The sequence below is a fragment of the Kitasatospora sp. NPDC056138 genome (assembly GCF_042264695.1).
Classification (GTDB): domain Bacteria; phylum Actinomycetota; class Actinomycetes; order Streptomycetales; family Streptomycetaceae; genus Kitasatospora.
On sequence record NZ_JBHJVK010000004.1, the window covers coordinates 24,485 to 47,160 of the forward strand.

Here is a 22,676-nt window from a genome sequence, read left to right on the forward strand (position 1 = left end):
AGAAAGCGAATAGGGGGTTTCCGGAGAGGGGTTGAGGTCATAGCGTCCCGTACTCCGGCGCGGCGAAGCGCGGCGGAGTCTCAGCGGACTGCAGGCAACGACGTCGCCAAGTACGGCCCCCCTCAGGCCACTTGGGTCCAATCGGCGGACTTGACCTTACCTTGGAAAAGATTGTGATCAATCTTGAGTATTCAACCCAGCAGTAGCTCAATATCCAGATCACCGAGAGTGCAAACCCCTTCCGGAACACAGCCCTACAACCGAGCCGTCTCGCCCATGGAGTGGGTCTTCCTGGGAATGCGGCCGGGGCACTGCGTGGTCCACCTCGTGGAGGGCGACGGGAGCCTGTCCGCCGAGGAGCTCGCCAAGGCGGTGGCAGTCGCCGCCGAGGCGTCCCCCGGCATGCGGCTGGTACGCCGGGACCGGCGTTGGGTGGACAGCGGGACGGCTCCGTCCCTGGAGGTGGTCGACGGCGGCCCGTTGGACCGCGACCGCCTCGACTCGCCCTTCCTCCGCCGCACGCTGGACGGTTCGGGCGCGACCTGCGAGGTGGTGCTCGTTCCCGGAACGCCGTCCACCGTCGTCTTCCGCGCCTTCCACGGCATCACCGACGGCCGCGGCCTGCTCCTGTGGGCCGCGGACGTGTTCCGCGCACTGCGCGGCGAGGACCCGCTGGGCGCGGACTCGCGGCTCAACGACGAGGAACTGCTGCGCGGGCTCGACCGGCCGGGTGGGCTGCCGCCGGCCCTTCCCGCGCCGAAGATGGAGTGGCCCTCCCTGCTCGGACGCCGCTCGACGGGCTCCGCCGGCCTGCTCTGGCGCCGCCGGACCGTCGACGGCCGCCACCCGGCCGCGACGGCCAAGGTGGCCGCGGCCCTGGCGCAGGCGTACGGCTCGGGACGCGGACGGTTCTTCGTTCCGGTGGACCTCCGCCGGTACCGTCCGGACCTGCGCTCCACGGCTTCGCTGGTCCGCGCGCTGCGGCTGGACGTCGGCGCCGGCGACGGCTGGCAGGAGGTCCAGCAGCGGATCCTCACCGCGCTGGCCGAGGGCGAGGAGCTGGCGACGACGTTCGCCGACTCGGTGCTGCGCATGCCGCTGCCGGTGCTACGGACCGTCAACGCCGGGATGGACCGCTTCGCGACCTGGAAGAACCGGTACAACAGCACCGCCTACCTCTCCCACATGGGCACCGTCGACCTCGCCGACTACTCCGCCGGGGACTTCCGGGCCAGGACGGTCTACTCGCTGGGCACCACGAGCCCCGGCAGCCCGCTGGAGGTCGACCTGGTGGAGAGCGCGGGTCGCACGGAGATCACCGTGGCCTGGCACGACAGCCCCGGCGTGGCGGAGCGCGCCGAAGCCGTCCTGGACACCGTCGAGGAGGCGCTGTCCCCCCGGAAGAACCGGCAGTGGGAGGGGAACCGCACCGAGCGGTCACTGCCCTCCGACCGCTCGGTGGTCGAGCTCTTCCGCGAGCAGGTCGAACGCACCCCGGACCGGATCGCGCTCAGCGGCCCCGAGGGCGACGTCACCTACGCGGAGCTGAGCCGCCGCGCGGACGCGGTCGCCGCCGCACTGCGGAAGCAGGGAATCGGGCCCGGCGACGTGGTCGGACTGCTCGCCGGCCGCACGGTCGCCGGCATGGCCGGACTGTGGGGCGTGCTCCGGGCCGGAGCCTGCTACCTCCCCCTGGACACCCGGCACCCGGACGCGCGCATCGCCGACCTGCTGGCCGACGCCGGCTGCACCCACTGCCTGGCGGAACGGCCCTACGACGAACGCGAGGGCGTCCGCTCCGGCTGCAAGGTCCTGGTCCTGGACGACCTCGTGGACTGCGACGTCCCCGAGAACGGGCACGACACCGCCGTCAGCCCCGACGACCTCGCCTACGTCATCTACACCTCCGGATCCACCGGCCGCCCCAAGGGCGTCCAGATCGAACACCGCAACCTGCTCAACTACGTCCACTGGGCCACCCGTGAGTTCGGCGTGGACGAGGACACCCGGCTGCCGCTGCTGACCTCGCCCTCCTTCGACGTCACCGGCACCTCCGTCTACCTGCCGCTGCTGGCCGGCGGCCGGGTGATCCTGATGCGGGACGACCCCAACCACCTCTCGCTGCGCACGCTGCTGCAGGACTCGGGCGCCAACACGCTCAACCTGACGCCGTCCCACCTCGACCTGATCGGGCACCTCGACCTGTCACCCACCGGGTACCGCACGGTGATCGTGATCGGCGAGCAGCTGCGGGTGGAGGTCGCCGCGCGGGCCCAGGAGATGTTCGGGCCGCAGTGCCGGATCATCAACGAGTACGGCCCGACCGAAGCCACCATCGGGTGCACCGCGCACACCTTCGACCCCGAACTGGACGGCGCGGGTGCCGTGGTGCCGATCGGCCGGCCGGCCGACAACACCACGGTGTTCCTGCTCGACCAGGACCGGCGTTTCGTCGCCCCCGGCGAGACCGGCGAGATGTACCTGGGCGGCGTGCAGCTCGCCCGCGGCTACCTCGGCCGTCCCGAGCTCAACGCGGAGCGCTTCGTCCGTCTCGCCGACGGCAGCCGGGTCTACCGCACCGGCGACCTGGCCCGGATCATGCCCTCGGGCGGCATCGAGTACATCGGGCGCATCGACGACCAGGTCAAGGTGCGCGGCCACCGGGTGGAGCCGGCCGAGGTGGCCCAGGCCCTGGAGGAACACCCCGCCGTGGACCGCGCCGTGGTGATCGCCAGGACCAGGCCCGGCCAGTCGGGCAAGGCCCTGTACGGCTACGTCCTGACGAAGTCGCCGGTGACGGAAGGGGAGTTGACCGAGCACCTGACCGCGAAACTGCCCTCCTACATGGTGCCGGCCGCCACCATGGTGGTACCGGAGCTGCCCTACACGGTGAGCGGGAAGGTGGACGCCAAGGCCCTGCCCGACCCGTTCGGCGACGAGCCGGACACCGCCGCGCAAGACGGGACGGGCCCACTCACCCCGCTGGATCCCGTCGAGAAGGCGGTGGCGGAGATCTGGGCCCGCATCCTGGAGGTGGAGCCCTCCCGGCTGGACGCCCAGGCCGACTTCCACCAGCTCGGCGGGGATTCGGTCTCGCTGCTCGCCATGCTCGCGGCCGTCTGTCGCGAACTCCTGACCCCGGAACAGGAAGGCGCTTTCATGGGCGAGCTGGCCGGCATCCTCGGCGAGCCGACCCTGGAACGCGTGGCAGCCCTCGCCCGCACGACCCGCGGCTAGCCGCGCCGCCACGCACCGGCTCTGCCCCGCACCGCCGTTGGACCGGCGGGCGGGGCGGAGCCGGTGCGGTGACGACGGCAGTCGCGACGGCTCCGAACCGGGTGTCGCGGCCATTCTCGTCCGGACGGCGGACGGCAGGCTGCGGGCTGCGCGAACTGCGGACTGCGGGCTGCGAGCTGCGAGCTGCGGGCTGCGAGCTGCGGGCTGCGGGCTGCGAGCTGCGAGCTGCGGGCTGCGAGCTGCGAGCTGCGAGCTGCGGGCTGCGAGCTGCGGGCTGCGGGCTGCCTGACCGTCTGACGGTCTGCGCAGGCCTGCGGGGGTTTCCCGAACGTTTCCCGTCTCCTGACGAGTTGGGAGACGGCCGCCTCGTGGTTTTCGGCCGCCCGGTGCGGAAGGCTCGACCCATCGGCCCGCCGGAGCTCACAGGGGCTCCGCCGGCCCAGCCGCGCTCCGCCGGGCCGACCCAGAAGCCACCCGCCGGTCGCGCACCACCCAGGAGCGGGGGAGCACGAGAATCCCGGTGCCGCCGCACCGGGCCGATCGTGCGGCTCCTCCCCGGGCCTCGGGTGGTACGACGTCCGCCGAGGACCGGAGCACCGCCATGAGAGTCAGCCTCGCCACCGCGGCAGTCGCCGCCGCCCTCGCCCTCGCCGTCGCACTCGGTCCGGTGCTCGGCATCGCCGACAGCACCGGCAGCACCGGCGCTTCCGACCGATCCGGCAAAGGCGACCTCGTGCTCGCCGCCGCCGGTGCGGACTGCGCGGTCCTCGCGCCGGGCGCCTCGGCTGTCGCCGAGAGCGCGGTGCGGGCGGCCTGCTCACAACTCGGCACCTGGTACACCTGGGGTGGCGGTCACGGCGCCCGGCCCGGTCCGACGTACGGCCACCCGGACGGGGTGGATCCGGCCAGCGACCACGACGCGGAGCGGCTCGGCTTCGACTGCTCGGGCCTGGTCCGGTACGCATATGCCCGGGCGACCGGCCAGGACGTGCTGAACGGTCCGGCCGCCGAGCAGTTCTACACGGTCCACGCGGCGCAGCGCCTCACCGCCGACCAGGTCCCCGGGTCACTGCTGCCGGGTGACCTGATCGCGTACGGCAGCTCGGCCGCCCTGCATCACATCGCCGTCTACCTGGGCGCCGGGCGGATGGTCGAGGCCCGGCAGTCCGGGACACGCGTCGCGGTCAACGACGTACGGTTCGGCAGCGAGCTGTTCGGTGCGGTGCGGATCGATCCGGGCCCGGTGCAGGGCCACCTGGTCGGCACCTGGGGCACCGGTGTGTGGACGCACGCCCAGCCCGCGGCGGAGAGCACCCGGGTGTACGCCTTCGCCGGGCCGACCGTCGTGCGGGTGGGCTGCCAACAGCACGCCCAGAGCGTGACGGCCGAGGGCATCACCAACGACGCCTGGTCGTTCCTGCCGGACTACCGGGCATGGATCAGCAACATCTACCTCCAGGGCGGCTACTGGCTCGACGGGGTCCCGGCCTGCGGTTGAGCGTTCCACGGGCTCCAACCGGCCGGGAGGGCAAGGATGTTCAGGAAACCGACCGGGCCGCGGCCGGTGCCATCACGCCCGCCCGGCGCAGCAGCCAGCGGTTGGCCCGGCCGACCAGGCCCGCCCGGTCCAGGACCCCGATCACCTTGGACGCCATCTCCGTCTTGACGCCCTGCCAGTGCGGGTTTGCCCGGGCGGCATCCCGCCCGACCCTCGGGTCGATGCCGACCGCGGCGTAGACCCGAGGGTTGATCAGGCTCTTGGTCGCCCGGAGGATGATCAGGCCGATGAACAGCTGCTCCCAGCGGCGACGGACCGGGCCGAGGTGCTTGCGCTGGAGTTCCTCGCGGGCGTAGCTGATGTGCCGCGACTCCTCGATCACATGGATCCGCGAGACCTGACGGGTCAGCGGCTGGAGCGACTCGTCGTTCATCATCTCGCGCTGGAAGGCGTCCAGGATCTCCTCGACGTACATGGTGCCGCCGAAGGTCTGGCTGTGCGTCGAGGTGGCCTTGAAGAAGCGGCCGAGTTCGTGCGAGAGCCGACCGGGCCCGTAGGCGGGCACGCCCATCCAGGAGATCATCTTCGCGAACATCACCGAGTGCCTGCACTCGTCGGCGATCTCCGTCAGCGCGTACTGCACGTGCGCGGTGGTCGGGTCGCGGTCGAAGGCGTGGCGCAGCAGCATCTGCATCAGGATCTCCTCGAACCAGATGCCCACGCTGGCGATGCTGGCCACCTCGTGCTTGCTGAGCTCGATCCGCTGGTCCTCCGTCAGCTGCTCCCAGAGCTCGGTGCCGTAGAGGGAGAGGTGCCTCGGCGGGGAGTAGTAGCGGCCGGGCAGCGGGGCGGCGGCCCAGTCGACGTCCTTGAGCGGGTCGAAGGAGAGCTTCGCGGACGAGGCGAGCAGCCGCTCGGCCGTGCGCTGACGGTCCCGGACCAGCTTGTCGGTGCCGGTACGGGCCCCCGGGCCGGTGCGGGTGCGCTGGGTCGCGGTCATGGGCAACTCCTCCTCGGCTCACCGAGGGGCGGCCGGCCTGGCGGGCCCCTCCCTCTCAGAAGCTAGAGACTATTAGACGTGGCGTCAATAGCGTGTCGACAAGCGGCGCGCGAGCGTGCGGAAGGGAGTCGGGACGTGTCGGAGGGGCTCGGAACGCACCACCGGCGGGCGCCACGAAAGCCCTGGATGCGCTGGATGCGCTGGGCGCCCTGCACGGACAGGCCGCACAGGGCGCACAGGGCGCACCGGAGGTACTCGACGTACCGGACACCGCGAGCGCAGCGCCGGACGCAGGACGTGCGGACAGCCGGTCAGTGGGACGGCGCGCCCTTCTCGGGCGGGAGGACGGGGGCGGGCACGGCGGACCAGTAGTCGGGGTCGATCGGCTCGCGGCGTCGAAGGTCGGACCTGACCTGGTCGGCCAGCCTGCGGGTGTCGCGACGGTTGACCGCCGCACCGAGACCCGCACCGACCAGCAGCGGTGTCAGCGACGGCAGCCTGCGCAGGGTGCTCCGGGCCAGCCGCTTGCGCAGCTTCTGCCGCACCTCCGCGCCGATCGCCACCGCCGCGATCCCGGCCGGGCCGAGCAGCGCGGACGGGTCGATGCCCCGCCGGTTCGCCCAGGCCGCGACGTACGCGGTGCCGCGCTGCGCGGCGCTGCCGCCGGCGGGCTGCCCGTAGACCTGGTGCAGCTCGGCGATCAGCTTGACCTCCACCGCCGCCACCGCCAGCGTCTCGGAGGCGATCTCCACGGCCATCGCGGGTGGCACCGGGAGCATCGCCACCGCGCCGACGCTCGCACCGACGGCGGCCGACGCCCGGCAGGCCCCGGCGACCAGCCGGTCGGCGAGGTCCTCGGGGCCTGCGGCGTCCGGATGGTGGGCCCGCAGCGTAGCCAGGTCCCGTACGGGGATGCGCGGCGCGGACTGCACCAGTCGGTCGGCCAGCAGCCGGCCGCCCTCGCCCGCGCCCTTCGCCGCCGCGAGGCTTCCGCGTCCGAGCAGTCCGGCCACCGAACCCACCAGTGCGGTGGCCCGCTCGGCGCCCCTGCGCCGGTACCACCGCTCACGGGCCTCGGGGGTCTGCCCGGGAAGCTGCCGCTCCATCTCCGCGGCGAGTGCGGACAGCTCCTCGGCGGCGATGGCGGCCTCGTCAGGGCCTGCCGTCCCCTGCGGCCCGGTTTCCTCGTGGGCCCCCTCGGCCCCCTGCGACCCCTGAGCCCTGTCGGCCCCCTCGGCGCCTTGGGCCCCCTGGGCCTGTTCGGCCGCGCCGGGATGCTCGGCTGCGTCGGCGTTCGGCCGAGCGGTGGCCACCGACGGGTCGGGCGTCTGCCCGTCGCCGCCCCGGCCGACCCGGCGAAACCTGCGGAAGGACGATCCCATGCCCTCCGCCTACCCGGCCCACCGCGCCGACACGCCTCACCGCCCCGTACCGTCACCCCACCACCGTCCCCGCTCACAGCCAGTGGTGAAACGGCGGTGGGGCCGCCCGAAGGCGACCCCACCGCACTGCGGTCCTGCCGTGCCGGCTACGGGAGGGTGATGTAGAAGCCGGTGTCCACGTGGTTCCCGGAGTTGTCGTACGTGACGACCGTGAGCGTCTGCGCGGCGCTGCCGCAGGCCGAGTTCGGCGTGGTCTCGACCCGGATGGAACCACCGTGCGAGGAGTAGTCCCGCAGGATGGCCGAGGGGACGCTGCGGTCCACGTCGATCCAGGACTGCGAGACGTGCACGCAGTAGAGGCCGGTGGACGGGTGTCCGACGTAGTCGACGTACTTGGTCTTCACCAGGTCACCGTTGGCCGCCACCTCGGCCGCCGCGGTGGCGTGCGGTGCGTACGCGTCGACCGGAGCGGCGACCGCCGAACCGGCCCCCAGCGCCAGCGTGGCGCCTGTGGCAAGTGCGACCAGCGCCGAAATGCCCTTGCGCATGACATCCTCCTCTGCTGCCCGCTCCCCCTGGGAGTCGGGCGAAACGACCCAAACGCCGGGCATCCTTCCGGCGCCGACCGGGCCTCGGCGCCAGCCACCCGGCTGATGGCGACAGGACCACCCGTTCGGGTAGGGACGAATCCTTTCTGCCTACGCTGAACGGCCCACCACCCGGGTCGAGCGGAGTACCGGACTCGTCGGTCTTCTCCCGGGCGACCTCCGACGCCCCCGCCCCGGGCATCCACCGACGACATCCGATGACCGCTGATGACCTCCGTTGCCGTTGATGACCCCGGCCGGTCTCGGACGCCCCCGGGCCTCCTCCGGGCACCTCCACGACGCCTCCCGGGCTTCCCGAGACGCCCCGGTACTCCCCGGACTCCCCCGGACCGCGGGATGCCAGAATCTGGACAGCGCGGCACTCGGCCGCGCCCTCGGGAGGAGAGAAACGTGCACACCGACGCAGCCCCGATCGCGGCCATCGACATCGGCGGTACCAAGATCGCTGCGGCGCTGGTGGGCGGCGACGGAACGCTGCTGACACGCACTCAACGGCCCACCCCGGCCGCCTCCGACGGGGAGACCGTACTCGGCGCGGTGCTCGACGCGCTGGACGAACTGGCCACCGCCCCTGGCTGGTCCGAGGTGCGGGCGCTGGGCGTCGGCAGCGCCGGTCCGGTGGACATCAGCCGAGGCACCGTCAGCCCGGTCAACATCCCCGGCTGGCGCGGGTTCCCGATCGTGGAGCGGCTGGCGGCCCACCCCGCCGCCGAGGGGCTGCCGGTCGTACTGGCCGGGGACGGCATCGCCGTCGCCGCGGCCGAACACCGCTTCGGCGCGGCACAGCCGTACGACAACGCGCTGTGCATGGTGGTCTCCACGGGCGTCGGCGGTGGGTTGATCCTGAACGGCCGGCTCCACACCGGCCCCACCGGAAACGCGGGCCACATCGGCCACATCACCGTCGACCTCGACGGCGATCCGTGCCCGTGCGGCAGCCGGGGTTGCGTGGAACAGCTGGCCAGCGGTACCGCCATCGCCCGCTACGCGCTGCGCTCCGGCTGGCGCCCGGCCGCGCAGGACGCCTCGGCCGTCGCCGTGGCCGCCTCGGCGCGCGCCGGGGATCCGATCGCACTGGCGGCGTACGAGCGGGCGGGGCAGGCGCTGGCCGCCGCGATCGCCGCCACGGCGACCCTGGTCGAGCTGGACGCGGTGGTGATCGGTGGCGGGGTGGCGCAGGTCGGCGGTCTGCTGCTCGACCCGCTCCGGGCCCACCTGCGGACCTACGCGGCCCTGCCGTTCGCCGCCGGGATCACCGTGCACCGGGCCCTGCTCGGTACCGACGCCGGCCTGGTCGGCGCTGCTGCGGTCGCCATGGGGCTCTGAGCGAACGGGGCAAGCCCGTGCCCTGGGCCATACGCTCCCCGGCCCTCGGCCGGGTGCACCCTCCCGGCCGAAGGCCGACGACGCGTTCCCGCCGTGCCGGCGGGGCAGGGACCACCGGGTGCCCGGGCCTCGGCCGATGGCGGTTCTCCGGCGGTTCTCCGGCGGTTTTCCGCACGTTCCCGTCGGCTCCCGGCCCGGATCTCGCGTGGAGGGACCGGAGGAGCCCATGGGACGATGGCAGGGCTGATGACTGACCCCCGGGCGGTTGCGTGGCCATGCATGCCGAGGAGCAGGGACCTGGTGCGGCGCCCCACCGCAGGAACACGGGTGGGGCGCAGGAGCACGACGACCTGCTGGTGGTCCCGATCGCGACCGCGCTGATCGCCGACGACGGCCGGATCCTGCACTGGAGCCCGGACGCGGAGGCCCTGCTCGGTTACTCCACCGAGGAGGCGGTCGGCCGTTTCGCCGCAGACCTGCTGGTCACCGACGAGCGGCGGCCCGAGGTGCTGGGCATGTTCGACAGCATCCTGAACGGGCAGCCGTGGTCGGGCGTGTTCCCGGTGCGGCACCGCTCGGGCCACCTGGTGGACGTGCAGTTCCGGACCCATCCGGTCGCGGGTCCCGAGGGCCAGCAGCTGGTGCTCGCGGTGGCCTCGGACGTGACCGCGCTGCAGCGGTTGCAGGCCGATCTCGCGGTGCTGGACGGCTTCTTCACGCAGGCCCCGGTGGGAATGGCGGTCTACGACCGGGAGCTGCGCTTCGTCCGGCTCAACGAGGCGCTGGCGCGGGTGAACGGACTGTCGGTGGCCGAGCACCTGGGCCGCCGGGTGACAGACGTGCTGCCGGGGATCAACGGCGCCGAGGTCGAGGCGGTGATGCGGCAGGTGATGGCGGACGGCGCTCCCGTGGTGGATGCCCGGTCGCACGGCCGGACGCCGGGTGACCCGGACCACGACCATGCCTGGTCGGCCTCCTACTTCCGGCTCCAGCGACCGGACGGCGAGGTGCTCGGGGTCAGCTCCACCATCGTCGACGTGACCGCGCGCTACCGGGCCGAGTCGCGGGCCGTGCGGGCGCAGGAGCGGCTCTCGGCGTTGGTCGCGGCGGGTGAGTCGATCGGCACCACACTCGATCTGCGGCGCACCGCACGCGAGTTGGTCGATGCGATGGTGCCCCGAGTGGCGGACGTCGCCGGGGTGTTCGCACTGGAGCGGCTGGTCTCCGGCCCGGAGAAGCCGGAGACCGAGACGTGGGACGACAAGGCGCAGCAGGACGGCGGGGAGAAGGAGCAGCAGGACGGCAGGGAGCGGGACGGCGGAGAAGGGGCTGGCGCACGGCCGGAGGGCGAGGAAGGCGTGCAACAGGTGCGTCGGCTGGCGGTGGGGACGACGGACCCGGCGTACCCCCTGAAGCACCTGCCCATCGAGGCGGTGTACCGGATACCGCGGGACTCGCCGTACGCGCGGGCGATGGCCACGGGCCGGACGGTGGTCGTGCCGTCCTGGGAACTCCCGCTGCTCACCGCCGACATGCCGCCCGAGCAGGAGGAGGCCTACCGGGGCAAGCGGTCGCAGCCGGTGCGGATCACTCCGCTGGTCGCCCGGGGCACGGTGCTGGGCATGGTGGTGTACGCGCGACGCGGCGAGCGGCCCTCCCTGGAGGAGGAGGACGCCCGGCTGGGCGACGAGCTGGTGGCACGGGCTGCGGTGGCGATCGACAATGCCCGGCTCTACCAGCAGCAGCACGAGACGGCACTGGCCAGGGCGGAGGCGCTGCGTACCGCGAAGGCGGCCCAGTCGCGGCTGGCGCTGGTGAACCGGGCCTCGGCCCGGATCGGCACCACGCTCGATCTGGGCCAGACCGCACGGGAGTTGGCCCAGGTCGCGGCGCCCGAACTGGCGGACACGGTGGTGGTGGAGGTCCTCGACGCGCTGGTACGCGGCGAGGAGCCGATCACGCCGAGCCCGGCGGACCGGTCGGCGGTGCTGCGCCGGATGGCCTTCAACGCCGCGCGGGGTTCGCGGCTGCGGCCGATCGCGGAGGTCGGCAGTGTGCACCGGTTCCACCCGTCCACGCCGTACGCCTGGGCGCTGGCGCACCGCCGCCCGGTACTGATCCCGGTCCTGGAGGGCGCCGCGCTGAGCTGGTTCGCCGAGGACACGCGGCGGCTGGCCACCGCCGCGCGGGAGGAGGTCGGCTCGTGCATGGTGGTTCCGCTGATCGCCCGGGGTTCGGCGATCGGGGTGACGGCCTTCTACCGGCACCGGAGCCAAGCACCCTTCGGCGAGGATGACTTGGCGCTGGCCGGGGAGCTGGCGGCCCGGGCGGCGGTCTCCATCGACAACGCCCTGCTGTACAGCCGGGAACGCGACGCGGCCCGGCAGCGCCAGCTGGCGCTGGACGAGGCCCACGCCGCGCAGCAGCGCCTCGCCCTGCTGAACGAGGCCAGCAACCGGATCGGGGCCACCCTGGACGTCCACCGCACGGCCCGGGAGCTGGTCGAGGTGGTGGTGCCGCGTTTCGCCGACTTCACCACGATCGACCTGCTGGAGTCGGTGCTGGAGGGCGAGGAGCTCACCGTGCTGCCGATGGACGGTCCGGTGCTGATGCGCGCGGTCGCCGTCGGCGAGGCGGACGAGCACGGCAACCTGACGGAGGACGGCATGATGTCCGACACCTCGGATCCGGTCGGCGGCCTCTCGCAGTCCGCCGAGGTGTACGCGCAGAGTCTGCGGACCGGGCGGTCGATCCTGGTGGCGGAGGTGGACGAGAAGGCGCTGCGCCGGATCGTGGCCGCGCCGGAGCGGGTGGTGCCGAGCCTGGCGGCGGGCGTGCACTCGTACCTGATGGTGCCGCTGCTGGCGCGGGGTGTGGTGCTGGGCGGGGCGGAGTTCGTCCGGACCGCCAATCCGGAGCCGTTCACCATCGCGGACGTGGCGCTCGCGGAGGAGCTGGCGGCGCGCGCGGCGGTGTCCATCGACAACGCCCGGCTGTACCGGCGCGAGCGGGACACCGCGCTGACGCTCCAGCGCAGCCTGCTGCCGCAGGAGGTGCACCGCTCGCTCGGTCTGGAGATCGCGTACCGCTACCTGCCGAGCAGTGTGATCAGCGAGGTGGGCGGCGACTGGTTCGACGTGGTGCCGCTGTCCGGCGGGCGGGTCGCGCTGATCGTCGGCGACGTGATGGGCCACGGCATCCGGGCCGCCGCGACGATGGGCCAACTCCGCACGGTGGCGAGGACGTTGATCACGATCGACCTGGATCCCGCCCGGGTGCTGCGGCGGCTGGACGACGCTGCGGCGGCAGTCGGCGAGGGGCAGTTCGCGACCTGTGTCTGCGTGGTCTTCGACCCGCTCGACCGGAGCTGCACCGCCGCCAGCGCCGGGCACCTGCCGCCCGTGCTGGCCGAGGCGCCGGGTTCGGCGCGCCTGCTGGAGCTGCCGCCGGCCGCACCGCTGGGGGTCGGCGGGGTGCCGTTCGAGTCCGTGCACTTCACCCTGCCCGAGGACGGCATCCTGGTGCTCTACACCGACGGCCTGGTGGAGCGCCGGGACCAGGATCTGGACGAGGGCCTGGAGCTGCTGCGCCGTACGGTGGCCGACCGGCGGCCCACGCTGGAGCAGACCTGCGACGCCGCGCTCACCGCACTGACCTCGGACACCGTCCAGGGCGACGACATCGCCGTGATCATGGCCCACGCCCGTCCGGTGGGCTCGGACCAGCTGGCCGTGCTGCCACTGGCGGGCGACCCGTCGATGGCCGGCCACGCGCGGCGGTTCGTCCGCCGTACGCTCAGGTCCTGGGGTCTCACCATGCTGATCGACCACGCCGAGCTGCTGACCAGCGAGCTGATCACCAACGCGCTGGTGCATGCCGGGGCGCCGACCGAGGTGCGGATCTTCCGCAATGCGGACCTGACGGTGGAGGTCGCCGACATCGACAGTCACGCGCCGAGGATCCGCCGGGCCCGGGCATCCGACGAGGGCGGCCGCGGCATGCACCTGATCAACGAGCTCGCCCACCGCTGGGGCAGCCGGAGCACCCCCGAGGGCAAGGTCGTCTGGTTCGAGCTGGAGATCCCGCCGGGCAGCACGCACTGAGCCCTCGGGGCGCGGGGACGTCCGGGGGGCGCGGGGCCCGCTGCCCGGGGGCACGGAGACCGCGCGGACAGCCGCGTGGGGCGCGGCCGGGCGGCCCCTTCCACCCGGGCCGAGGCGAGGCGGGGTCACCGTCCGTCCGCCGCCGGTCCGGGCAGGTCGGCGGCGGCGAGCAGGGCGTGAACGGTCGCCTCCATGGTGCGGCGGGCCGCTTCGGTGTCGAGGCCGCCGCTGCGCCAGTGGTGCCAGGTGCTCCAGGTGGTCACGGCGTCCAGTCCGTTGAGCAGGTCGGCCCTGCGGCTCTCGGGCAGCGGGTCGAGTTCGACGGCGAAGACCTCGGCGAGGCGCTGCCGGGCGAAGTCCATGACATCCCGGGTGACCCGCTGGATGCGTTCGGACGGACTCTCCATGCGCATGACCGCCAGACGCGTCGGTGTGAGCCATTCCAGGATCCGCGCACGCTGTTCCACGAGCGCCGCCACCCGCACCTCCCGCCTCCCGTCCGTCGGCAACGGCCTGGTCCGGGCGCCCAGTTGGTCCAGGCGTCGGGTGATGGCGATGTCCGTCAGCTGGGCGATGTCCTCGAAGTGGTGGAACACCAGGCGGCGTGACACCCCGGCGCGTTCGGCGACCCGGTCCGCCACGAAGCGCGACTCCCCCTCGTCCAGCAGGGAGAGCAGCGCGTCGGCGATCTTCTCCCGGGTCTGCCGCCCGCGTTCCGTACGACCGTCCGGAGCGCGCCGGTCGGTCTCCTGCGCGGCCTGTTCCACCTCGGGGCCTCCTCCCTCTCGTTGACATTGTTGCACTCCAGATGCAAATGTACGGCTGCACTCGGAGTGCAATTAGTTTTCGGGCAGGGCGCGGAGCGACCGCTGCCGTAGGAAAGGGCGACTCGCCGATGTTCACCACCGTGGGGCGATGGTGCGCCCGCAGACCCAGGAGAACCGTGGCCGCCTGGCTGCTGCTGCTCGCCGCCGCAGTCGTCGCCGTGGGCGTGTTCGGGCGGGTCACCACCGATGCGGTCACCATCCCGGGCAGCGACAGCCAGGCCGCGAGCGACGCCGCCAGGGCCTTCCCCGGCTCCGCCTCGGGCAGGCAGCCCGTCGTGCTGCACACCGCCGCGAACGCGCCGCGGCTCACCTCCGCCGACGCGACCACGGCGGTCGGGGCCGCGGCACGGGCCATCGCCGAGGTGGACCACGTGGTGGCCGTCACCACGCCGTACGACCCGGCCGGCCGGGCGGCCATGAGCCCCGACGGCCACACCGCCTACCTGTCCGTCGAACTCGACGTCACCGGGCGGGACATCACACCGGGGATCACCCGGGACATCGTTGCAGCGGCCCGCCCGGCTACCGCGGCCGGCATCGAGGTCACCCCCGGGGGCTTCCTGGCCGCCGCCGTCGACAAGGGCTCCACCGGCCACAGTGAGGTCATCGGCCTCACGACCGCGTTCGTCATCCTCGCCGTCTCCTTCGGCGGCCTGCTCGCGGCCGGCGTCCCGCTGCTCGTCGGCGCGGTCGGGCTCGGCATCTCACTGTCCGCACTCGGCCTGGTGGGCCACCTGGTCGACATGCCGGACTCCGGCGAGACCATCGCGGCCATGGTCGGACTGGGCGTGGGCATCGACTACGGCCTCTTCTGCCTCACCCGGTTCCGCGAACTGCGCGCGGCCGGCATCGGCATCGAGGACGCGGCCGTGCGCACCGTGGCCGGCTCCGGCAAGGCCGTGGCCTTCGCCGGCAGCGCGGTCGTCGCCGCGCTCACCGGCCTCGCCCTCGGCGGTCTCCCCCTGCTGTACGCGCTGGCCCTGGCGCCGGGAATGGCCGTCCTGACCGCCATGGCGGTCACCCTCACCCTGCTCCCCGCCGGACTCGTCCTGCTCGGCCGGAGGCTGACCCCGAAGACGGCGGGCGGCGCACAGACGGGCGGGGAACCCGCCGGCCGAACCGCCACCGCGACCTCTGCGGGCGCGGTCGAACCGGACGGCGCCCCGGAGGGCGGACCGGCCGGGGCCGGGCCCGGCTCCCCGAGCCGCCCGCGCGGATGGGCCCGCATCGCGGAGCAGGTCGCCGCACGGCCCTGGCGCTCCCTCCTGGTGGCCTTCGCGCTGGTCGCCGTACTCGCCACTCCCGCCACCGACCTGACGTTCGGCCAGCTCGACGCCGGCGACAACGCCGTCGGCACGGCGAGCCGCACCGCCTACGACCAGCTGTCGGCGGCCTTCGGCCCCGGGATCAACGGAACGCTCCAGGTCGTCGACACGCTGCCCTCCCCGGCGTCCGGCTCCGCCGACACCCGGATCGCCGCCGTCGGCGACGCGCTCCGGGACACCCCCGGCATCGCCGCGACCGGCCAGGCGCAGCTCAGCTCCGACGGCAGGCACGTCCGCTGGCAGGTCACCCCGGCCACCGCTCCGTCGGACCCGGCCACCGCCGCACTCGTACACCGGCTGCGCGACACCGTCCTGCCCGACGCCACCGCCGGCACCGGGCAGAGCGCCCACGTGGGCGGCACACCGGCCGGTCAGGCCGACCTCAACCAGCGTCTCGCCCACCGCATGCCGCTGATCGTCGGCTTCGTCCTCGTCGTCGCGGGGCTGCTCCTGCTGCTGGCCTTCCGCTCGCCGGTCGTCGCGGTGAAGGCCGCCCTGATGAACCTGCTGTCCGTCGCGGCCGCCTACGGCATCCTCACCGCGGTCTTCCAGTGGGGCTGGGGCGCGACCCTGCTCGGGCTGGACGGCGCCGTCCCGATCCCCGGCTACGTCCCGCTGCTGATGTTCGCCGTGCTGTTCGGTCTCTCCATGGACTACGAGGTGTTCCTGCTGACCGCCGTCCGCGAGGCGTACCTGCGCGGCGGGGACAACCGCCGTGCCGTCGTCGACGGCCTGGCCGGTACCGGACGGATCATCTCCTCCGCCGCTCTGATCATGGTCAGCGTCTTCCTGAGCTACCTGCTGTCGGACGACCCCGTGGTGAAGATGTTCGGCATCGGCCTGGCCGCCGCCGTCGCGCTCGACGCCACGGTCGTCCGGGGCATCCTGGTTCCGGCCGGCATGATCCTGCTCGGGGACCGCAACTGGTGGCTGCCCGGCCTGCTCGACCGTCTGCTGCCGCACGTGGACATCGAGGGCGACGGCCACCCCGACGCCCCTCCGACCGGCCTCCTCCCGACCGGCTCCGACGCCCCGGCCGACCTCGACGACCCGGACCGGTCCGGTGATCCGGTCGACCCCGAAGCCCGGTCCGACGAGCGCGGGTTGCGCGGGCCGCAGCCCGCCGACCACGGCGCCGGGGCCTGACTGCGGGCCCGCACGGCGACCACGACACCACGACACCGCCGCGCTACCGCGTCACCGCGTCACCCGGCCCCGGGCCGGTGAGAACGGTCCCCACCGTCCTCACCCGGCCCGGGGCCGGGGCCGTCCGCTACTGCGGGGTCACGTACGCGCCCGAGATGCCGCCGTCCACCAGGAAGGTGTTCGCCGTCATGAAGGACGAGTCGTCGCTGGCCAGGAAGGCGACGGCAGCGGCGATCTCCTCGGGTTCGGCGAACCGGCCCAGGGGGATGTGGACCAGTCGGCGGGCGGCGCGCTCGGGGTCCTTGGCGAAGAGCTCCTGGAGCAGCGGCGTGTTGACGGGCCCGGGGCAGAGGGCGTTGACCCGGACGCCCTCACGCGCGAACTGGACGCCCAACTCCCTTGACATCGACAGCACTCCGCCCTTGGAGGCGCTGTAGGAGATCTGCGAGGTCGCCGCGCCCATCACCGCCACGAAGGACGCGGTGTTGATGATCGACCCCTTGCCCTGCCGCTGCATGTGCGGGATCGCGTACTTGCAGCACAGGTACACGCTGGTCAGGTTGACCTCCTGGACGCGCTTCCAGGCGTCCAGACCGGTGGTGAGGATCGAGTCGTCGTCCGGCGGCGAGATGCCCGCGTTGTTGAAGGCGATGTCCAGGCTGCCGAACTCGCGCACGGTGGTGGCGTACATCTCCCGGACGGCGTCCTCGTCGGTGACGTCCGCCTGGATGAACAGGCCGCCCACCTCCGCGGCGGCCTTCTGTCCGCTGTCCTCGTTCATGTCGACGCAGACCACCTTGGCGCCCTCGGAGGCGAACCGCTTCGCGGTGGCCAGTCCGATGCCGCTTCCCGCGCCGGTGATGACGGCCACTCGGCCGGTCAGTCGCTGGGTCATGCTGCTCACTCCTCGGTTCGCTCTTCGCTTCAGTCGTCGGTGCAGTGAATCGGTGCAGTGGTCGGGTCGACCGCCGGTTCAGCCGCCGGTGCAGTGGTAGGTTCAGTCGTCGGTTCAGTCGTCGGTCGAGATGAAGACGTTCTTGGTCTCGGTGAAGGCGAGCACCGCGTCGGGTCCGAGCTCGCGCCCGAGACCCGACTGCTTGAAGCCACCGAACGGGGTCGAATACCGCACCGAGGAGTGGGAGTTGACGGAGAGGTTCCCCGCATCCACCCCGCGGGCCACCCGCAGTGCCCGGCCGACGTCCCGGGTCCAGATGGATCCGGAGAGCCCGTACTCGGTCCGGTTGGCGATCCGCAGCGCGTCCTCCTCGTCGCGGAACGGCACCACCGCGACGACCGGCCCGAAGATCTCCTCGGTGAACGCGGGCGAGTCCTGGTCCACCGGTGCGAGCACGGTCGGCGGGAACCAGAAGCCCCGGCCCTCCGGCGTCAGCCCCTGCACCGCGACCGGCGCTCCGGCCGGAACGTAGGAGGCGACCCGGTCGCGCTGCGCGGCCGAGATCAGCGGACCCATCTCGGTCTTCTCGTCGCGCGGGTCGCCGACCCGTACGCCGAGGACGGCCGGTTCGAGCAGTGCCATGAAGTCGCCGAACACCGACTCCTGGACCAGGATGCGCGAGCGGGCGCAGCAGTCCTGCCCGGCGTTGTCGAAGACCGCGTACGGCGCGGTGGCGGCGGCCTTCGCCAGATCGGCGTCGGCGAACACGATGTTGGCGCTCTTGCCGCCCAGTTCCAGGGTGACCGGCTTGACCTGCTCGGCGCAGCCGGCGGCCACCTCCCGGCCGACCCGGCCCGATCCGGTGAAGACCACCTTGCGGACGTCCGGGTGGGTGACGAAGCGCCGGCCGACCACCGGTCCGCGTCCGGGCAGGACCTGGAACACGCCCTCGGGGAGGCCCGCGATCCTGGCCAGCTCGGCGAGCCGCAGCGCGGTCAGCGGGGTGAGTTCGGCGGGCTTGAGGACCACCGTGTTGCCGGCGGCCAGGGCCGGTGCGAGACCCCAGGCGGCGATGGGCATCGGGAAGTTCCACGGGACGATGACGCCGACGACGCCGAGCGGCTCCTGGAAGGTGACGTCGATGCCTCCGGCAACCGGGATCTGGCGTCCGAAGAGCCGTTCGGGTGTGGCGGCGTAGTACTCGATGACGTCGCGGGCGTTGCCGGCCTCCCAGCGGGCGTTGCCCACCGTGTGCCCGGCGTTGGCGATTTCGAGCTGCGCCAGGTTCTCCAGATCGGCGTCGACGGCGGCGGCGAAGGCGCGCAGCAGCCGGGCGCGGTCGGCGGGGCCGACCCGCCGCCAGGTGTCGAAGGCGGCCTTGGCCCGGGCGATCGCCGCGTCGGTCTCGGCGATCCCCGCCATGGCGACGGTCTCGATCACCTCTTCGGTGGCCGGGTCGACCACCTGGAAGAGGTCGGGTTCGGTCATGCGGAGGTCTCCTTGCGGCTGCTGGTCCGGACGAATGCTTCGAAGAGTCGGAGGTCGGCCGGGTCGGCCTCGGGGTGCCACTGCACGCCGAGGACGAAGCGGCGGTCGGGCCGTTCCAGGGCCTCGACACTGCGGTCGGTGCTCCAGGCGGTGGCGTCGAGCCCGGCGCCGACGCGTCCGACGGCCTGGTGGTGGTAGCAGGGCACCTTGGCGGTGCTGCCGAGGATCCGTCCGAGCCGGCTGTCGGTCCGGACGGTCACCGCCTGCTGCTGGTAGGTCGCGGGGGCGATCTGGTGCCCGTCGTCACCGGTCCGGTCGGGCAGGTGCTGGATCAGGTCGCCGCCGTGGGCGACGTTGAGCAGTTGCAGGCCCCGGCAGACGCCGAGGACCGGCAGGTCGCGGTCGAGTGCCGCGGCGAGCAGTGCCAGCTCCCAGGCGTCGCGCAGTTCGTGCGGCGGGTCGGTCCTCGGGTGCGGTTCGGCTCCGTAGCGGGCGGGTCCGATGTCGGGTCCGCCGGCGAGCAGCAGTCCGTCGAGCCGCGCCACCAGGTCGGTGGCGCCGTCCGACTGGGGCGGGAGCAGGACGGCCGTGCCGCCGGCCCGGGTGACGGCGTCCACGTACAGCTGCGGGATCAGCGCGGCGGGCTGGCGCCAGACGCCCCAGGCGGCCTCGCTGAGGTAGCCGGTGATCCCCACCAGCGGTCGGCGGCCGGTCACAGCCGCTCGAATCCGCGGCGCCGCTCCCAGTCGGTCACCGCCGCGTCGAAGGCGGCCAGTTCGACCCGGCCGGCATGGCTGTAGTGGCGGACGACGTCCTTGCCGAAGGCGAGGCCGGCCGCTTCGCTCTGCTCGAAGGCGGCCACGGCGTCGCGCAGGGTGGCGGGGACGCGCGGGGCGTCGGAGGCGTACGCGTTGCCGGTGAACTCCGGCTCCAGTTCCAGCTGCTGTTCGATGCCGTGCAGTCCGGCGGCGATCAGGGCGGCCACCGCGAGGTAGGGGTTGACGTCGCCACCGGGCACCCGGTTCTCGAAGCGCAGCGAGGAGCCGTGGCCGACCACCCGCAGGGCGCAGCTGCGGTTGTCGCGTCCCCAGGCGATCGCGGTGGGGGCGAAACTGCCCGCCACGTACCGCTTGTAGGAGTTGACGGTGGGCGCGAGCAGCAGGGCGAACTCGGCCAGGCAGGCGAGCTGACCGGCCAGGAAGTGCTCCATCACCTTGGAGAAGCCGTGCGGACCGTGGCCGGGCATCACCGGTACGCCGTCCTCGTCGCGCAGGCTGAGGTGGATGTGGCAGGAGTTGCCCTCGCGCTCGTTGAACTTGGCCATGAAGGTGAGGCTGTAGTCCTCCTGCCCGGCGATCTCCTTGGCGCCGGTCTTGTAGACGGCGTGGTCGTCGCAGGTGGTCAGCGCGTCCCCGTACTTGAAGGCGATCTCGTGCTGGCCGAGGTTGCACTCGCCCTTGGCCGACTCGACGGTGAGTCCGGCCCCGGCCATCTCGTTGCGCAGGCGGCGCAGCAGCGGTTCGATCTTCGAGGTGCCGAGGATGGAGTAGTCGACGTTGTACTGGTTGGCGGGGGTGAGCTGCCGGTAGTCCTTGTTCCACGCGTCCTCGTAGCTGTCGCGGAACACGATGAACTCCAACTCGGTTCCCACGTAAGCCTTCCAGCCGTATCCGGCGAGCCGGTCGAGCTGGCGGCGCAGCACCTGCCGCGGCGAGACCGCGACCGGGGTGCCGTCGTGGTTGTCCACGTCGCACTGGACCATCGCGGTGGCCGGGTGCCAGGGCACCATCCGCAGGGTGCCCAGGTCGGGCTTCAGTACGAAGTCGCCGTAGCCGCTGTCCCAGGAGGAGTTCTCGTAGCCGTCGACGGTGTTCATGTCGATGTCGACGGCGAGCAGGTAGCCGCAGCCCTCGGCGGAGTTGGGGACGACGTCGGTCAGGAAGTACTCGGCGGCGATCCGCTTGCCCTGGAGGCGGCCCTGCATGTCGGTCATGGCGAGGACGACGGTGTCCACCTCGCCGGCGGCGACGAGCGTGCGCAGTCGGTCGAGGGTGAGTCGCGTACCGCTCATCGTGGCTCCAATTCGCTTGTCCGATCGGTCGGTTCGGTCGGTGCCTGCTGGATCTTGGGGCCGGTGAACCAGTGCCGGGCCGAGACCAGCCACCAGATTCCGGCGGAGCCGAGCACGACGGCGACCGCGACGGGGGTGTAGTTGAAGCTGGTGACCGTGATCGGGCTGACGGTGGGCAGCATGAACACTACGGAGATCAGCACCGTCCAGCCGACCGCCAGCGTACCGACGGGCTTGCTCCAGCGGCCCAGGTGCCAGGGACCGCGCTCGAAGGCGTCACCCTGACGGAGTCTCAGGTAGACCGGGATGACGTACGCGATGTACATCCCGATGACGGAGACGGAGGTGACGGCGGCGTACGCGGTGGCGTTCCACAGGTCCTGGGCGCCGAGCAGGAACGCTCCACCGGTGGCGAGCCAGACGGCGTTGGTGGGCGTCTGGGTGCGCGGGTCGATCCGGTGCCAGATCCGCGATCCCGGCAGTGCGCCGTCACGCGAGAAGGCGTAGATCATACGGGAGTTGGCGGTCACCGAGGCCATCCCGCAGAAGAACTGGGCGCCGATGACGATCAGCAGCAGCAGTTTGGCGCCGCTCGCGCCGAGCGCGTCCAGGAAGATCTGCGCGGGCGGCACCCCGGTCGAGCTGTTGACGGCACCGTCGTAGTTCTGGATCGCGAACGTGATGCCGAGCAGCAGGATCCAGCCCGCGACCAGCGACACCACGACCGAGTTGACGATCCCCTTGGGGCCCGAGCGGGCCGCGTCGTGGGTCTCCTCGGTCATGTGGGCGGAGGCGTCGTAGCCGGTGAGGGTGTACTGCGCGAGCAGCAGGCCGAGCAGGGCCACGTAGAACGAGCTGTGGAAACCGGTGTTGTTGACGAAGCGGGTGAACACGAAGGAGGCGGAAGCGTGGTGGGACGGTATGGCGAGCAGCGCGCCGACGATGATCAGGACGCCGAAGACGTGCCACCACACGCTGACGTTGTTCAGCACGGCCACCAGCCGGACGCCCCGGGTGTTGAGCAGTCCGTGCAGCAGCAGGATGACCGCGAAGATCAGGACGGTGTGGGCGGGGGTGGAGGCGTACCCCCACTGGAGTTCGAGGAAAGCGTTGGCGAAGGAGGCGGCGCCGAAGTCGACGCCCGCGGTGACGGCGACCTGACCCATGAAGTTGCACCAGCCGGTGACCCACGACCACGCCGGTCCACGCGAGGGGGCGAGCTTGGCGGCCCAGTAGTACAGGCCGCCGGCGGTGGGGTAGCTGGAACAGATCTCGGCCATGGCGAGCGCGACGCACAGCGTCATCGCGCCCACCACCGGCCAGCCCCACGTGATGAGCGCGGGACCGCCGGTGTTCATGCCGAAGCCGTAGAGGGTCAGGCAGCCGGAGAGGATGGAGACGATCGAGAAGGAGACGGCGAAGTTGGAGAAGCCCGACATCGAGCGGGCCAACTCCTGGGTGTATCCGAGCTCTCGGAGCCGCCGCTCGTCCGCCGACAGGGAGCCGTCGGCGGGAGCGGGCGGATGTGGTGAGTGGTGGTCGGAGGACATGCGCACCCCTGGGGGTTCGGTGGGGGATTCCGAAACGTGCGCCCACGGCACTGTGGCCGCCAATGGCCCGGAAACAGACCATTGGCGTAATGCGCATGGTTCACCCCTCGCCACCACCGCGTCAAGAGGACGTGCAGGAGCGAGCGTTGAACCGGTACTGGAAAACTCCCCCGGGCCGAATCCGACCCGTCCGCCGAGCCCGTCCGTGCGATTCCCTCGG

14 protein-coding genes are annotated in these 22,676 nt (G+C 72.5%); 5 read left to right on the forward strand and 9 right to left on the reverse strand.

From position 1 onward, the window contains the following. Positions 1 to 276 precede the first annotated feature (276 nt). Together ACFC1R_RS04145 and ACFC1R_RS04150 are read left to right on the forward strand one after the other, a co-directional pair. Positions 277 to 3,237: a non-ribosomal peptide synthetase gene (locus ACFC1R_RS04145; protein WP_375932342.1), complete on the forward strand. Its 2,961-nt coding sequence runs from the start codon at positions 277 to 279 to the stop codon at positions 3,235 to 3,237. A gap of 601 nt (positions 3,238 to 3,838) precedes the next feature. Next, entirely contained in the window at positions 3,839 to 4,735 is an 897-nt protein-coding gene (locus ACFC1R_RS04150; protein WP_375932344.1) for a C40 family peptidase, read from the forward strand. Positions 4,736 to 4,775: 40 nt separating this feature from the next. Here ACFC1R_RS04150 and ACFC1R_RS04155 read toward each other — a convergent pair whose 3' ends face one another. The 3 genes from ACFC1R_RS04155 to ACFC1R_RS04165 form a co-directional block, all read right to left on the reverse strand. Then, a complete protein-coding gene (locus ACFC1R_RS04155; protein WP_375932347.1) occupies positions 4,776 to 5,735 on the reverse strand; it encodes a diiron oxygenase in 960 nt (319 codons plus the stop codon). Between the two features lie 311 nt (positions 5,736 to 6,046). Next, a complete protein-coding gene (locus ACFC1R_RS04160) occupies positions 6,047 to 7,117 on the reverse strand; it encodes a hypothetical protein (RefSeq protein WP_375932349.1) in 1,071 nt (356 codons plus the stop codon). 146 nt (positions 7,118 to 7,263) lie between these two features. Continuing rightward, positions 7,264 to 7,665, reverse strand: a complete 402-nt coding sequence (locus tag ACFC1R_RS04165) for a hypothetical protein (protein WP_375932352.1) — start codon at positions 7,663 to 7,665, stop codon at positions 7,264 to 7,266. Between the two features lie 450 nt (positions 7,666 to 8,115). On the opposite strand from ACFC1R_RS04165, the gene ACFC1R_RS04170 reads away from it, so the two are divergent. Then, complete coding sequence (locus ACFC1R_RS04170; RefSeq protein ID WP_375932355.1) at positions 8,116 to 9,051, forward strand: ROK family protein; 936 nt, start codon at positions 8,116 to 8,118, stop codon at positions 9,049 to 9,051. Between the two features lie 275 nt (positions 9,052 to 9,326). After that, positions 9,327 to 13,154, forward strand: coding sequence for a SpoIIE family protein phosphatase (locus ACFC1R_RS04175; protein WP_375932864.1), 3,828 nt, complete (start codon positions 9,327 to 9,329; stop codon positions 13,152 to 13,154). Positions 13,155 to 13,279: 125 nt separating this feature from the next. On the opposite strand, the gene ACFC1R_RS04180 is transcribed toward ACFC1R_RS04175, so the two are convergent. Then, complete coding sequence (locus ACFC1R_RS04180) at positions 13,280 to 13,921, reverse strand: TetR/AcrR family transcriptional regulator (protein ID WP_375932358.1); 642 nt, start codon at positions 13,919 to 13,921, stop codon at positions 13,280 to 13,282. 176 nt (positions 13,922 to 14,097) lie between these two features. Between ACFC1R_RS04180 and ACFC1R_RS04185 the strand changes: the two genes are divergently transcribed. Beyond that, positions 14,098 to 16,452 (forward strand): MMPL family transporter, encoded by a 2,355-nt coding sequence (locus ACFC1R_RS04185; RefSeq protein WP_375932361.1) that lies wholly within the window; start codon positions 14,098 to 14,100, stop codon positions 16,450 to 16,452. 127 nt (positions 16,453 to 16,579) lie between these two features. On the opposite strand, the gene ACFC1R_RS04190 is transcribed toward ACFC1R_RS04185, so the two are convergent. The 5 genes from ACFC1R_RS04190 to ACFC1R_RS04210 all read right to left on the reverse strand — a co-directional run bounded on the left by ACFC1R_RS04190 (position 16,580) and on the right by ACFC1R_RS04210 (position 22,456). Continuing rightward, positions 16,580 to 17,347: a 3-oxoacyl-ACP reductase gene (locus ACFC1R_RS04190; protein WP_375932364.1), complete on the reverse strand. Its 768-nt coding sequence runs from the start codon at positions 17,345 to 17,347 to the stop codon at positions 16,580 to 16,582. 114 nt (positions 17,348 to 17,461) lie between these two features. Next, positions 17,462 to 18,835 (reverse strand): aldehyde dehydrogenase family protein, encoded by a 1,374-nt coding sequence (locus ACFC1R_RS04195; protein ID WP_375932367.1) that lies wholly within the window; start codon positions 18,833 to 18,835, stop codon positions 17,462 to 17,464. Continuing rightward, positions 18,832 to 19,551, reverse strand: coding sequence for a gamma-glutamyl-gamma-aminobutyrate hydrolase family protein (locus tag ACFC1R_RS04200; protein ID WP_375932370.1), 720 nt, complete (start codon positions 19,549 to 19,551; stop codon positions 18,832 to 18,834). Before ACFC1R_RS04200 ends, ACFC1R_RS04195 begins: the two co-directional genes overlap by 4 nt. Continuing rightward, a complete protein-coding gene (locus ACFC1R_RS04205) occupies positions 19,548 to 20,906 on the reverse strand; it encodes a glutamine synthetase family protein (protein WP_375932373.1) in 1,359 nt (452 codons plus the stop codon). Before ACFC1R_RS04205 ends, ACFC1R_RS04200 begins: the two co-directional genes overlap by 4 nt. After that, the gene (locus tag ACFC1R_RS04210; RefSeq protein WP_375932376.1) at positions 20,903 to 22,456 is read right to left on the reverse strand and encodes an amino acid permease; all 1,554 of its coding nucleotides are present in this window, start codon (positions 22,454 to 22,456) and stop codon (positions 20,903 to 20,905) included. Before ACFC1R_RS04210 ends, ACFC1R_RS04205 begins: the two co-directional genes overlap by 4 nt. Positions 22,457 to 22,676: the final 220 nt, after the last annotated feature.

Bases quoted from the DNA above. Each gene is read 5' to 3' on its own strand.
- ACFC1R_RS04190 (WP_375932364.1), bottom strand. From the start codon at position 17,347: ATGACCCAGCGACTGACCGGCCGAGTGGCCGTCATCACCGGCGCGGGA.
- ACFC1R_RS04165 (WP_375932352.1), bottom strand. From the start codon at position 7,665: ATGCGCAAGGGCATTTCGGCGCTGGTCGCACTTGCCACAGGCGCCACG.
- ACFC1R_RS04155 (WP_375932347.1), bottom strand. From the start codon at position 5,735: ATGACCGCGACCCAGCGCACCCGCACCGGCCCGGGGGCCCGTACCGGC.
- ACFC1R_RS04175 (WP_375932864.1), top strand. From the start codon at position 9,327: ATGCATGCCGAGGAGCAGGGACCTGGTGCGGCGCCCCACCGCAGGAAC.
- ACFC1R_RS04195 (WP_375932367.1), bottom strand. From the start codon at position 18,835: ATGACCGAACCCGACCTCTTCCAGGTGGTCGACCCGGCCACCGAAGAG.
- ACFC1R_RS04205 (WP_375932373.1), bottom strand. From the start codon at position 20,906: ATGAGCGGTACGCGACTCACCCTCGACCGACTGCGCACGCTCGTCGCC.
- ACFC1R_RS04160 (WP_375932349.1), bottom strand. From the start codon at position 7,117: ATGGGATCGTCCTTCCGCAGGTTTCGCCGGGTCGGCCGGGGCGGCGAC.
- ACFC1R_RS04150 (WP_375932344.1), top strand. From the start codon at position 3,839: ATGAGAGTCAGCCTCGCCACCGCGGCAGTCGCCGCCGCCCTCGCCCTC.
- ACFC1R_RS04210 (WP_375932376.1), bottom strand. From the start codon at position 22,456: ATGTCCTCCGACCACCACTCACCACATCCGCCCGCTCCCGCCGACGGC.
- ACFC1R_RS04145 (WP_375932342.1), top strand. From the start codon at position 277: ATGGAGTGGGTCTTCCTGGGAATGCGGCCGGGGCACTGCGTGGTCCAC.